Source organism: Nitrospira sp. (assembly GCA_024760545.1).
Taxonomy (GTDB): Bacteria; Nitrospirota; Nitrospiria; order Nitrospirales; family Nitrospiraceae; genus Nitrospira_D.
In genome coordinates, this window is the sequence record CP060501.1 from 1857602 (window position 1) to 1871325 (window position 13724).

At 54.9% G+C, this 13724-nt stretch carries 11 protein-coding genes; 5 read left to right on the forward strand and 6 right to left on the reverse strand.

From position 1 onward, the window contains the following. Window positions 1-40: 40 nt before the first annotated feature. Window positions 41-955 carry a hypothetical protein gene (locus H8K03_08830; protein ID UVT21979.1) on the reverse strand — a complete coding sequence of 305 codons (915 nt, stop codon included), beginning with the start codon at window positions 953-955 and terminating at the stop codon, window positions 41-43. 304 nt (window positions 956-1259) lie between these two features. Between H8K03_08830 and H8K03_08835 the strand changes: the two genes are divergently transcribed. The 5 genes from H8K03_08835 to H8K03_08855 all read left to right on the forward strand — a co-directional run bounded on the left by H8K03_08835 (window position 1260) and on the right by H8K03_08855 (window position 7950). Continuing rightward, window positions 1260-2036 (forward strand): class I SAM-dependent methyltransferase, encoded by a 777-nt coding sequence (locus H8K03_08835; GenBank protein UVT21980.1) that lies wholly within the window; start codon window positions 1260-1262, stop codon window positions 2034-2036. A 10-nt stretch (window positions 2037-2046) separates the two neighbouring features. After that, window positions 2047-3672: a radical SAM protein gene (locus tag H8K03_08840; protein UVT21981.1), complete on the forward strand. Its 1626-nt coding sequence runs from the start codon at window positions 2047-2049 to the stop codon at window positions 3670-3672. Between the two features lie 196 nt (window positions 3673-3868). After that, window positions 3869-5935 carry a universal stress protein gene (locus H8K03_08845; protein UVT21982.1) on the forward strand — a complete coding sequence of 689 codons (2067 nt, stop codon included), beginning with the start codon at window positions 3869-3871 and terminating at the stop codon, window positions 5933-5935. A gap of 75 nt (window positions 5936-6010) precedes the next feature. Then, on the forward strand, window positions 6011-7396 hold the full coding sequence (locus H8K03_08850; protein UVT21983.1) for a radical SAM protein: 1386 nt from the start codon (window positions 6011-6013) through the stop codon (window positions 7394-7396). 44 nt (window positions 7397-7440) lie between these two features. Then, window positions 7441-7950 (forward strand): hypothetical protein, encoded by a 510-nt coding sequence (locus tag H8K03_08855; GenBank protein ID UVT21984.1) that lies wholly within the window; start codon window positions 7441-7443, stop codon window positions 7948-7950. A 171-nt stretch (window positions 7951-8121) separates the two neighbouring features. Here the strand turns inward: H8K03_08855 and H8K03_08860 are convergent, their stop codons facing one another. The 5 genes from H8K03_08860 to H8K03_08880 all read right to left on the reverse strand — a co-directional run bounded on the left by H8K03_08860 (window position 8122) and on the right by H8K03_08880 (window position 13694). After that, complete coding sequence (locus H8K03_08860) at window positions 8122-8871, reverse strand: 2OG-Fe(II) oxygenase (GenBank protein UVT21985.1); 750 nt, start codon at window positions 8869-8871, stop codon at window positions 8122-8124. Window positions 8872-8980: 109 nt separating this feature from the next. Further along, window positions 8981-9688, reverse strand: coding sequence for an outer membrane lipoprotein carrier protein LolA (locus tag H8K03_08865; protein ID UVT21986.1), 708 nt, complete (start codon window positions 9686-9688; stop codon window positions 8981-8983). Next, window positions 9685-12105, reverse strand: coding sequence for a DNA translocase FtsK 4TM domain-containing protein (locus H8K03_08870; GenBank protein UVT21987.1), 2421 nt, complete (start codon window positions 12103-12105; stop codon window positions 9685-9687). Before H8K03_08870 ends, H8K03_08865 begins: the two co-directional genes overlap by 4 nt. Window positions 12106-12208: 103 nt before the next feature. Then, the gene (gene phoU, locus H8K03_08875; protein UVT21988.1) at window positions 12209-12880 is read right to left on the reverse strand and encodes a phosphate signaling complex protein PhoU; all 672 of its coding nucleotides are present in this window, start codon (window positions 12878-12880) and stop codon (window positions 12209-12211) included. 4 nt (window positions 12881-12884) lie between these two features. Beyond that, on the reverse strand, window positions 12885-13694 hold the full coding sequence (locus H8K03_08880) for a phosphate ABC transporter ATP-binding protein (protein ID UVT22425.1): 810 nt from the start codon (window positions 13692-13694) through the stop codon (window positions 12885-12887). Window positions 13695-13724: the final 30 nt, after the last annotated feature.

Genomic DNA, 13724 nt, shown 5'->3' on the forward strand with positions numbered 1-13724 from the left:
GAAGCATGTCGCGTTTCCGGTTGCCGTGAAGAGCCGGCAATTACTTGGGCGCCGGCTCTTTTTCTTCACGTGACCGCTCCGGCTGCTTACCAGTGGAGCGAATGTTGATGAGCTTATTCAAGACGTCAAACCAAAATGGGGCGCCAAGAGAAACCGCAATGGTCGTCAGCGCCAGTCCGATGATCTTCAATGACCAATCGCCAGCTTCGGATGGAGCTGACCTGGGGTTACCGGCTTCGCGCGACCAACCGATCGGAAGCCCCAGTTTCCTAATTTCAGAAGACATCTGCTGAACTCGCTCCGTTGTGCCTTTCGCGTCCTGAGGTAGCGGCTCTTTGGCCGTTGTCTCTGCCATGGCAACTAACGACGCGCGCAACGTCGCGTCATGAGCCAGCGTATTCGCGATCAAGATCGTATCGGCATTGACGGACAACGTGACGGCTAATGCCCAGATCAAGATGAACACCTGCGTTTTTCGCTTATACCACCCGGATACACGATCCATGGCATCGTCATACCACCGCTCCACGTTCTCTCGCGCTTTCTTCACGTCGCCTTCAGCATCATCAATCAAGGCAATGAGAGCACCTTTTATTTGCTCATTGGGGAGTGTGGCGACCGCATTCCGAATATCTTGCAGCGTCTTCGTCTTCGTCGATTCGTGTGCAGGGGCGACCAAATCAAACATAGCCAAGGCGAAGGTTCGAGACGGAACATAGGAAGGAATCTTGCCGGGCTTTGCCAGGTTCTTGATCAAAGGGTGGTTGTACAACTGCTTGGCCAATCCCGTCCCTTCCGAGTCATACAGCAGATTTCGCACTCCGTCCCAGAGATTCCTGGCCCGCATATTCAAGATTCCGGCTACCCATTCGTTCAGAACGGAGCACATCAACCCCAGAAGCAGATACAGCAGCGACAGGCTGATCGCCATTTCAAGCGCCATGGAACCAAACATGAGGTCACCTCCTCGCTCGGCTATCGATGCCCACTCTACTCAGACGTTCCACACCAGGCTACCGGCCAGCTTTTTATCACGTAGATCCAGCACGTAACGCAATTGCGTTCCAACTCTTCAAATGGAGAGCACCATATCCAATCGAGCAGGTGAGAGAAAGACATTCCACATGTTGCCGCATCAGAGGCAGTGCGGGCCTCATGGTGAAGACACCGAAGGTGGTCCGTAGCGGCCGCGAGTATACCAAGCAGCATGGTAACTGGCTACCTTGACAAAGCTCGAAACCGGGTGCTACCACCGTCGCATGGTAAAGTCCGATCATTCTCCCTTGGCACAAGATCCTCAGGCTCCGGCAAAAGTGGTCTCGACTTGGTCCGGACAAGCCCGCGAGGATGCCGTGCAGCGAATGTTCACGGCCATCGCGGGTGTGTATGACCTGAACAACACCCTCTTGAGCTTCGGCCTGCACTACCGCTGGAAGAAAATGACGGCTTCCTATGTTGCCCCGGTCGAACAAGGCGTGGGGCTTGATGTAGGGTCCGGCACGGCGGACCTCGCCCTGCTCCTCCAGCCACGCATGGGCAGCAAGGGGCGTGTGATTGCGTCCGATCTCAATTATGCAATGCTGGCTGAAGGCAGTAAGAAGGTGGGGAGCAGGGGTCTGGCAGATAAGATCTCGTGTTTACAAGCAAGCGCGGAACATTTGGGATTCGCCGACAATACGTTCGATGCGGTCACAACCGGCTTTTGCATGCGGAATGTCGGGGATTTGCCGCAAGCCGTAAGAGAAATCCGCCGGGTGATGAAATCCGGAGGCCGCTTCGTGTGTCTTGAGTTTTCACGTCCGGTGTTCGGCTGGCTTCGGGCTCTGTATGATTGGTACTCCTTTACGCTCCTGCCCTGGGTCGGCACGAAGGTCGCTCGGGACACCACCGGTGTCTATGAGTATCTTCCTGCGTCGATCCGAACATTTCCCGATCAGCAGCGGCTGTGCCAGATCCTCCGTGAGGCCGGCTTCAGCCACGTATCGTACAAAAACCTCAGCGGCGGAATTGTCGCCATTCATATCGCAACGAAATGAGTGCTGAGTAGTGGACTCGATTCTGTACATTTTTCTCCCGTGTAAGAAGGTCTATCCCATCGGGATCACTTACCTAGCGGACTTTATCCATCGACGGAAACCGGAAGTCAGACAGCGAATTCTGGATCTCTCGCTGTTTCCCGTCTCGCGACGGAGTCAAGCGATCCGCGATGCCGCCACGGAGTTCAAGCCGGATCTGGTCTGCTTCTCCTGGCGCGACATTCAGATCTTTTCGCCGCATGAAGGTGATTCCTCGCTGGAACATGCGTTTAACTTCTATTTTGCCAGCAACCCCTTCAAGCGAATCACGGCGTCGATCGAAGGCGTCAAGCAGCTCTACCGCTACTACAATCACATCTATACGATCCTGTCGTACCCGTGGCTGATCCGCAAAGAGTTTCCAAAGTCCCAGATCATGATCGGGGGCGGCGCGTTTACAGCCTTTGCCGATCAATTGATCGAAAAGCTCCCGGAAGGGACAATCGGGATTCTCGGTGAGGGAGAGGACGCCATCCTCAAGGTCATCGAAGGCCGTTCGATTGAGGATGAACGATATATCGTCAAAGAAGGGAAACAGATCCGGAAAGGCCGGCAGGGCTCACCCGCGCTTCTTGATGCTCTGACGGTCGATTTACCCTATCTCACCTCGATCTTTCCTCAGTACGGTGAATACATCGGTGAGTCGATTGGCGTGCAGTCCAAACGAGGCTGTCCCTATGATTGCGCCTTCTGCCTCTATCCCTACATTGAGGGCAAGCGAGTCCGCTACCGGCCGCCCGACATGGTCGTCAAGGACATCGCCCAGCATTATCATCAATGGGGTGCCCGTCGCTTCTGGTTCACTGATGCCCAGTTCATTACGGGGAGGGAAGCCTATCCTCAATGCACCGAAATCCTCGAACGGATCGTCGCTGAAAAACTCGAGATCGAGTGGTCTGGCTACATCAGAACATCGTTGATTACACCGGAGCTGGCCAAGCTGATGGTCCGATCGGGCGTGGGTGACCTGGAGGTGGCCATCACCTCCGGCTCACAAGAGGTGCTGAACAATCTGCACATGGGATTTAAGCTGGAACGCCTGTACGATGGCTGTCGATACCTGGCAGAGGCCGGCTTCAAGGGCAAGGTCATCCTGAACTATTCACTCAACAGTCCCAAGGAAACGGAAGAGAGTCTTCTCCAGAGTGTCGAGGCCTACAAAAAAGTCGCCTCAATCCTAGGGGAAGCGCGTGTCTTTCCGCTCATGTTCTTTCTGGGCATCCAGCCGAATACCGACCTGGAACAGCGGCTGCTGGAGGAGGGATACTTGTCAGCGGGCTATAATCCCTTGATGTTGACCCCGACCAGCATCAGGAAGCTGCTCTACAATCCCGCCCCTCTCAATAAGATCATCGCCAAGGCCTGTCTTCGAGCCTGGGAACGCAAGCATGGTAGCCGCGATCCCCGTCGATGGACAGGATCTCTCTCTCAGTCCACCGGTGAATCACCTACCTATGCCGATCAGAACCTCAGCAAGGGCATTGAGGGTAATTCGGGTCGCGACGCCCTCCTCTCGCTTGAGGAAATCCTCCGCTCCCGTCGACCGGTTCCCTCTCCTTCACAGACGGCCGAACCACGGGCCAGCTCAGCCGGTTGATCTTTCTTCGGACATTCTTGTTGGATTACACCGTTTAGCTTGTCTCTTGTCCATCCGCGGTGCCTTGCATTCCAGTTTCAGCCGGTGCTATCATTTGCCTTCTTCATAGAGTGGAGTGGTACGTTAATCGTTTGGATTTTCATACAATTACACGCGTTAGCCCCTAATCAAGATCGCGCCTTAAGGAGGCGCCTCAATGTATAAGACCATCTATATTCCGGTCGACAATTCCGACCATTCCAATTCAGCAGTGGATGTCGGCGTTCACCTGGCCAAAACCTTCGGCTCCAAGATCGTGGGAAGCCATGTCTATGCGGCAAAAATGCATGACAAACGCTTCAAACAGATGGAAGCCGGCTTACCGGAAGAATATCACGATGAAAAAGAACTCGACCGTCAGCGCCAGATTCATGATTCGCTGATCACCCGCGGACTCCAAATCATCACCGATTCCTATCTCGACTACGTTGATAAGAAATGTACCGAAGCGAATCTCCCGATCGAGCGGCGATCGCTCGAAGGGCGAAATTGGAAGGTGCTGGCTGAGGATATCAATACCAACGGGTATGACCTCGTCATCATGGGGGCACTGGGGGTCGGAGCGGTCAAAGACAGTGTGATCGGCAGCAATACCGAACGCGTTGTCCGCCGAGTCCGAAATTCCGACATGCTCATCATCAAGAACATTCAGCCCTTGAATGGCGGCAAAATCGTGGTGGCTGTCGATGGCAGCCCCTACTCGTTCGGCGGACTGATGACGGGTCTCGCTCTCGGCAAAGCGTTCAATATGCCGGTTGAGGCGATTTCAGCATTCGACCCCTATTTTCACTACGCCGCGTTCCACAGCATTTCCGGGGTTTTAAACGAGGAAGCCGGCAAGGTGTTCCGCTTCAAAGAACAGGAAAAACTGCACGAAGAAATTATCGATAGCGGCCTGGCCAAGATCTACCAGTCTCATCTGGACATTTCTCGTGAAATAGCCCAAGCCGAGCAAACCGATGTGAAAACGACGTTGCTCGACGGCAAGGCCTTCGAAAAAATCATTCAGTATGTCCGCAAGGATGTCCCAGCCTTGCTGATTGTCGGGCGCATCGGGGTCCATAGCGACGAGGACATGGACGTCGGCAGCAACACGGAAAACCTGCTCCGCAGTGCACCTTGTAACGTGCTGATCTCCAACCGCAAGTATGTTCCACCGATCGATACGCAAGCCGAGTACACGATCGCCTGGACCGAAGAAGCGCTACGGCGGATGGAGAAGATCCCCGTCTTCGCACGAGGGGTCGCTAAAACGGCCATTCATCGATATGCCATTGAAAAAGGCCATACGATCATCAGTAACACCGTGGTGGATGCCGCAGTCGGACACATCCTGCCCAAAGGCGCGATGGATGCCATGCGGGCGCTCGGTGGCAGCCTGGATGCGGCTGGTATCGACCGCGACAAGATGCAGGCCGACGAGGCTGTCACGAAAGATCTCATGGGCCCGACGTTGAGCGGGATTATGACCCAGATCGTCGAGGAGAAGCCGAAACAGATCGATGCCTCCACCCAAGCCTACTTGGACCGCATGGGTCAAAACTATTTTGTCTGTGACGGCTGCGGGTACATCGGGAAGGGCGACGCGCCGGTCAGATGTCCCGTGTGCAGTGCGGATGGGACGAAATTCAAACAGGTCGATAAGAAGATCTTCGAAGTGGCAGCGACGGCTGAAGGCGATCTGGAGACAGATGTCGCGTACGATGACGTGCCGATGCAATGGACCAAGGACGCGAAAGAAGCCATCCGCGCGGTACCGGCCGGCTTTCAACGGAGGCGTGCGAAGGCCAGAATTGAGAAGAGCGCGCGGAAGCTGGGCATGACGACGATCACGCTTGAATATGCAGCACCGATGATCAAGGAAGCGGCTGCCGAAGACTATACCCCCATTTTTTCAAATAAGGGTACCGGCACATCGCCTGCCGCGGAAGCCACGCTTACAGCCGCAAATGAGAATGGCGCGAACGGCCACAGTGAAGCGACATCACGGTATTCCTGGACAGAGGACGCACAGGCCAGATTGGATCGGGCTCCGGAAGGTTTCATGCGTGATTGCACCAAGGCACTGATTCTCAAGCATGCCGAGAAAATTGGAGCGACCGTGATTACCATTGAGGTCGCAAATGAAGGTATCGAACAGGCCAAGGGATACATGGCGGAAGCCATGAAGACCGGTAATCTCAAGGACATGATCGCCAACCTCACCGGTAAGACCAGTACCTAGTCCTGAGGACGTGGTGCTGAGTGTGCCTTTACATATAACTCAGAATTCAACCCTCGATACTCAGCACTAGACACCATGGGCAAATCTCTTCCCATCTTCAACGGTCCTTCGTCTCAGAGCGCCCTGAGTTCACTGCAACAGCAAATTGCTCAATTTTTTACCCCAGCCCCGAAGGGGGAAGGGCCATTCGACGGTCGGACGGTTGACGACTTCAAGCCCTATCTCGTCGCGCTGAACTTGACCAAGCGTTGTAACCTCAAATGCAACCACTGCTATCTCGATGCGACGACCAAAGCAGCGGGCGGAGAGGACGAGCTAAGCACCGAAGAATGCTACCGGCTGATCGATCAGATTGCGGAAGTGAATAAGGGGTGCCTCCTCGTCATCACGGGAGGCGAGCCGTTGGTCCGGCCGGATATCCTCGACATCGCCCGTTACGCCGTCAAGCTCGGTTTCATGGTGGTCTTTGGCACAAACGGCATGCTGATCAACGACCACCTGGCCAAGACCCTCGTGGAGATCGGTGTGATGGGTGTCGGCATCAGTATTGATTCATTGCAGGCAGCCAAACACGACGCCTTCCGGGGCGTGCCAGGAGCCTGGGAAGCTGCGGTGGCGGGTATTGAGGCCAGCAAGCGGAATGGCCTCCAATTTCAAGTGCATTTCAGCGCGCAGCCGATGAATTATAAGGAGCTGCCCGACGTCATTGACTGGGCGCATCGGCTCGGAGCCCGCGTATTGAACGTCTTTTTCATGGTGTGTACGGGACGAGGCGAGGAACTGACTGATATCACGCCCGCTCAGTATGAAGAAGTGCTCGGGTATCTCGTTGAATGCCAAGATAATTACAAGGGCATGTTAGTGCGTGCCCGCTGTGCACCACACTTCAAACGGCTGGCCTATGAAAAGGACCCTAACTCCCCGATTACCAAGGCAACCGGATACATGGGGGGAGGGTGCCTCGCCGGAACGAACTACGCCAGGGTGACGCCCAACGGTGAATTGACGCCCTGTCCCTATATGCCGCTGTCCGCCGGAAATTTGCGTCAACATAGTTTCGTCGATCTCTGGGAGCGATCGGACATCTTCAACTCGTTCCGGTACCCTCAGCTCAAGGGAAAATGCGGCGACTGCGAATACAGTGACATCTGCGGGGGCTGCCGCGCCCGCCCCTATGTCGACCACGGGGACTGGCTGGATGAAGATCAGTGGTGCCTGTACACGCCAAAGGGTGGAGAGAAAATCAAGGTGGCGTTCAATGTTTCCGAAGAGTCTGAAACTGCTTGGGATGACGCTTCAGCGCTCAGGTTGAGCCGTATCCCCTACTTTCTACGCGCCATGGTCAAGAAGGGTGTGGAGAAGCATGCCCGTGAAAACAATATCCCGCTCATCACCGTCGAATTGATGGAGGAACTGCGCAAGAAGCGATTCGGCAACGATGCGCCTGTCTTTAAGTTCTAGCCGTGGATTTCGTGCGCTTCACCCTTCACGCATAACCCTCACCTATGGATACCCTTCAAAGCGTCACCACCGATCTCAACATCCTGATCCCCATCGTCAACCACTGGTTTCACCTGCTTTCAGCAATCATTTGGATCGGCGGCCTGGCATTTCTCGTCATGGCGGTCACACCCGGATTGAAGAAGGCGGTTTCGAAAGATCAGATCAAGCCCATCACAGATGTTTTTTATCAGCATTATAAAAAGGTCGCCGGTGGTCTCTTGGTCGTGCTGCTGTTCACCGGGGGTGTGAACCTCCACTACGTCAATCAGGTCCTGATCTCGCAAACCGGCGCCGGCGTTCAGCACCACTCCAAGTACCTGATGGTCTTCATGATTAAGCTTCTCCTCGTATTGGGGCTTCTCACGCTATTTCTCTATACCGTCATTTTCAAATCTGAAGACGAAGCCGACGACACGGAATCGTATGAGGCTATTCCCTTCCAGCGAGCGGCTCTGTGGATGGGGTTCTTCATCATTCTGTGCGCCGCCGCCATGAAACATCTGCACCAGTAGCGTCTTTTCGATCAGCTCGTCGTTCGCTACAGGCAACGTTATCTTGATCTTGCCGTACCAGTCACAGTCCACCCCAAGCCTTGTTAGCAGAGCGGTATTGCGAACGATTCTCTACGCACAATCTCCTTGTAAAATAGATTTCAATCAGGAGGAGCTTCAGCCAACCGAGGGTTATTTCAGGCCCAGCGCCCGTTTGAAGACCGATTTGAAGCCGAAGTAGCCGAAGGAGTCTTTGAGGTTGGAATAGAGCCGCTTCACGGTACCCATCTCCGGGTTGGTGACGTACTCCATCGTCAAGGCGATCCGCTCTTCCCCCTCCCCGAGTGGTGTGACGGCATGCCAGAGCTTATCACCGTTGAAAATCACCATATCACCAGGTTCAGTGACCAGTTCAAGATGACGCGGCTGCTTGGTCGGGTGGTCCTTGAACAACTCACAGACCAGTTTGCAATGAGTAGACCGATCGACAAGCCCCATCAGGATCGTATAACGCGCGCCTTTATAATAGGACGTGTCGTAGTGGAAACCGATATGGTCACCCGGTTCGGTGTAGTAGTAGAGGGCGCATGAATGGGGATCGTTGTCGGGGCAAAACATGAGCTTCGCATCAACGAGCCGATTTAAGAACTCTCTGAAAGATTCGGCACGGTAGAGATCGAGAAAGCGTGGAGCCTTCTCCTGCACCGTATAGTAACTGACGCTCCCGCCTTTCTTATGACCGGGAATGTAATTGCGATTGAGTTCCCCTTTGACACCCTGGGCCTGGGGAACGAGCACTTCCTCTACAAAGGCGCGGGGCAAGAATTGCTTGATAACTAAGAACTCGTTTTGCTCCCAATACTCTTGGCGGAGACGAGCGAAATCCAATGCAGCGACCGCCTGGTCGACAGCTTCCATTACCATGTTCTCGTGAACGATCATGACTCAGTGCACCCTCTGCTTCTATCCGTTACGCCCGTATTCCTCAATCGCATGAGACCTTCAACCTTTTCAATAACTTGAGATTGGCCCGATGAATGACGCCGGCTCCCTACGGCCCATTCAATACTGGAGCCCTCACAACTTCGGTATCCGGTGGTGTTTTAAAGTCGAATACCTCATTACCTAATCCGAGATTGGGTTTCAAGTTCGAAAATTCAAAGACGGCCACATTGCCGCTGATTTCATAAAGAGACACGGTACGGATGAAATAGGTTTTGGGAAAGACCTCGACGACGATTTTCTGAAGGCCCTGGGCAGAGTCATGTTCCTTGCCTTTGGGAATGAGCGTAATCAGCGGGATGCTACCCACTCCACGCTCCGTTCCGGTGGTGGGTTCAATCTCATACGACTCATCCAATTTTGCTGCTCCCTGCAGCAGTTCCAATGGCGCTTGGGAAGCGGCCATTTGCGTCAGTTTCCCGACCAAAACCTGCTTATGTTCGGGGACGTACACCTTCACATCGTCCTGGTTCACATAAATTTGCTCGCTCGCCGGATCAAGATAGTCCCACCTCAAACGACCAGGCTTTTTGATATACACTTTGCCGGCCGACGTTACAGGCCGTTCAAACCCCTCGATCTTGGTTTTTTGAGAAAAGTCGGCCTGCAGATCTTTCGTTTTTTCATACCGCGCTTGCAACTGCTTAACGACCCCACGGACTTCCTGCAAGGCCTTCTCATCAACCGGTCCGCCTGCGGCCCAAACCGGCAAGACAAACGCGATGCTCAACGATGCCGCCAGCCGCCAGTGTATCATGCTTCCGTCGCACCAACCGGACCGCGCCGCCCAAGGACTTCACGACGCCCGTCTCGCCCCGCCGCCCCCACGATTCCTTCCGATTCCATCTGTTCAATCATACGCGCTGCTCGAGGATAGCCTACCCGCAAGCGGCGCTGAATCAAAGAAGCCGAAGCTTGGCCGGTCGACAGTACCAGATCTTTGGCCTGTTCATACACCTCGTCTCTGGCCTCCTCCGCCGCCGCCTCTTCCGACTTCAGCGATTGCAGCTCTTGGTTGTAGATCGGGAGTGCTTGCTTCTTCACAAACTCAACAACCGATCGGACATCGTCATCCGACACAAAGGACCCATGCAGACGAGCGAGGCGGCCCGTGCCGGAAGCCAAGTACAGCATATCGCCTCGGCCCAGGAGAGCCTCGGCTCCGTTCGCATCCAGAATGGTCCGTGAGTCGGTCTTTGACGACACTTGAAACGCGATGCGTGCGGGGAAATTCGCCTTGATCAGGCCTGTGAGCACATCCACGGATGGACGCTGGGTGGCCAGCACGAGATGAATCCCGGACGCTCTGGCCATCTGTGCGAGTCGGGCGATCTTATCTTCGACATCCTTGGGAGCGACCATCATCAGATCCGCCAATTCGTCGATCATGACGACGATAAAGGGTAACGGTTCCGGCGGCGTCGGCTTCGGTTGCATGCAACCTTGCTCTCCCTCGGCAATTGAGGTTTCACCGGCAGAGAGGCGCTCCTCTTCAGAGAGGAACTGCATCGGAAGCTCAGGCTGTTCGACCGGCGGCGCGTTGTTTTCAGCGAAGGTTTCATGCAAACCGGCAACCTTTCGATTGTAGGCATCGATATTCCGTACCCCGGCCTCAGCCAATAGCTTATACCGCCGCTCCATTTCAGCGACGACCCATCCCAACCCTCTTGCGGCTGATTTGGGCTCCGTAATCACTGGTCTCAATAGATGTGGAATCCCTTCGTATGATTGAAACTCGAGCATCTTCGGGTCAATGAGCAGGAGCTTCACTTCGCTCGGCTTGGCGGCAAAGAGGATACTGAGCAACATCGTGTTCAAACTGACGCTCTTCCCGGCACCGGTCGCGCCAGCCACCAAGAGATGCGGCATGGTCTTCAGATCTGCGGTAATCGGGGCACCGAAAATATCCTTGCCCAACGCGAGTGTCAGCCTGGATCGTGCCCGACGGAAGGATTCGCTCATGACGACTTCTTTCAGGGACACCGTCTCTCGGGACCGATTTGGCACTTCGATCCCAACCACTGATTTACCGGGCAATGGCGCGACGATTCGCAGACTCGTCGCCTTGAGCGCCAACGCGAGGTCATCAGCTAGATTCACAATGCGGGCGACCTTCGTACCAGGCGCCGGCTCGAATTCATACATCGTAACGACGGGGCCGGGCCTCACTTCTGTCACGGTGCCCTCAATGCCGAAGCTCATCAGGGCTCGTGACAAGACCTCGGATTGCGCTTTGAGCTCTTCATCCGACATCCGATCCATCGCCCCAGAGGGATCACTTAACAGAATTTCAGGATCCGGTAGCTGATACTCCCCGGACTCCGCCTGTAAAGCCATCACATCCGGCTCAGCCGCTTCTAATTCTACTGGCGGAGTTGAGACAGGGAATGGCTGAATGATCGGAGTTGGAGGAGTCGGAGTTGGTCTTGGCTCTTCAACTCCTTCAGCAAATGACTCCTCTTGTGCAGTTGGGGTCGGCTTGGGGGTTTTGACCCGTTGCCTGCGATTGCCGACCTCCTTCTGGACCTCAACCGGTCGCTCGGGCATCATGGCGGATATCCCTTCACGAAGAGCACCCCAACGTTCCGGCATGCGACGCACGACTTCGGCTAATGACAGCGGCGTTGTCAGCAAGAGCGACACAAGAAATCCTGCGACTATAAGAATATGGGCGCCGGTCCCGGCAAACACAGCGCGAAGGCCTTCGGCGATCGTCTGACCGACGATCCCGCCGGCCACCCCCCGGGAAATCATCCCGCTCGTGAGCGTCGGCACCCCGGTCGTTTCAAGATGCAGAAACGCACTCAGAAAGAAGACGGCGGCTAAGGAACTTGCAGCCGTTCGGAATCTGATACTCACCGGTGCCTGGGAGAAGCAGCGAAAGCCTAACCGGCCTAAAAGCAAGGGAAAGAGGTAGGCCGCTCCACCGATGGTATAAAAGAACCCACCGGCCAACAACGCGCCAAAGGAACCAATGAGATTCTGAGGCGGTCTCGCAGCCGGAGTTCCGGATGCCACAATCTGCGCTTCCCCGGGCACAAACGACAGAAGACTCAACAGCATGAGCAAGCTCAATGCGATCAAGATCACGCCGATCACTTCCCGCTGAATATGAGAAGGGGGAGAAGGGGCACGGCGGGCTTCGCCCCGCTTAGCCGAGGTGGTGGCACCCATGAAGCGGATGCTAGCACAGGGGGAGGGTCATTTCAAACGAACACGCATCCGTATCACCACCCCTGGCGGGCTGTCCGCACTGAACGGAGAACGATTCTGCGCATCACAACGGGACTGAGGGTGCTGTGTGCCGAATAATCTTGCCTTCCACCAAATAGACCACCAGCTCAGCGATATTGGTGGCATGATCGGCCACCCGTTCAAGATATTTTGCGATAAAGCTCAACCGGATGGCACGGGTAATTGTGGGAGGATCCTCGATCATAAAGGAGAGCAGCTCACGAAATAACTGTTCCATCAGATCATCGACAAAATCGTCATCCGTGAGCACTTTTCTGGCCAGATTGGCATCTTCTTTGATGAACGCGTCGATGCTTTCTTTCACCATCCTCCGCGCAAGACTTCCCATCCTCGGAATATCGATGTACGGCTTCAGCTGCGGCTCTTCGTTCAATTCGATCGCACGTTCAGAGACGTTCTCAGCGAGATCGCTGATTCGTTCGAGTTCGGTCGAGATTTTCATGGCCGTGGTGACCAATCGTAGGTCACGCGCGGCTGGCTGGTGAAGCGCCAACAACTCGATGCAGGCTTCGTCGATCTCCACATCCATCGCATTCACTTTGTGGTCGCGCTCGATCACCCGGCAGGCCAGAGCCGAATCGCGTGTGACCAACGCGGTCAACGCCTTGTCGATCTGATCCTCAGCGAGACCGGCCATCCGCGCCAGCTTCGTCTTCAATTCCGCGAGTTCTTCGTCGAAATGTCGCTGAGCCATCGGGTCACCCGAATCGTCCGGTAATATAGTCTTCCGTCTGCTTCTTCGCAGGGTTGGTGAACAGCTGCTTGGTACGACCGAACTCGACTAGTTGACCGAGGTACATGAACGCCGTCCAGTCCGACACCCGTGCCGCTTGTTGCATGTTGTGCGTCACGATGACGACGGTCAACTCCTTCTTCAGTGAAAATAACAATTCTTCGATGATCCCGGTGGCAATCGGATCCAGCGCGGAACAGGGCTCATCCATCAGCAGGACGTCCGGCTTGACCGCCAAGGCCCGTGCAATACAGAGTCGTTGCTGCTGACCGCCGGACAAACCAAGAGCGCTCTTGTGGAGTCGGTCTTTCACTTCTTCCCACAAGCCGGCCCCTTTGAGGCTTCTTTCGACGATGTCTTCCAACACCGACCGACTCTTCAAGCCTTGCAGTCGTGGGCCATAGGCGACATTTTCATAGATAGACTTGGGAAAGGGATTGGATTTTTGAAACACCATGCCCACACGCTTTCGAAGGTCTGTAATATCGATCGCCGGGTTAAAGATATCGATGCCGTCGAGGAGGATATTTCCTTCGTGCCGCGCTCCCTCGATGAGGTCATTCAGGCGGTTCATGCAGCGGAGCAATGTGGATTTTCCACAGCCTGAAGGCCCAATGAACGCGGTCACATGATTTTCTGGAATCTCCAGTTCGATCTTGAACAGCGACTGAACCGGACCGTAGAAAAAGTTGAAGCCCTGCACCTGAAGTTTGGCCGGCTGTTGTGCAACACTATGATGCGACATCTTGGAATCACTCGGCTCCATACTCTCCATCTCCAGTGAGGAAGAAGGGGGTGCGAGGGG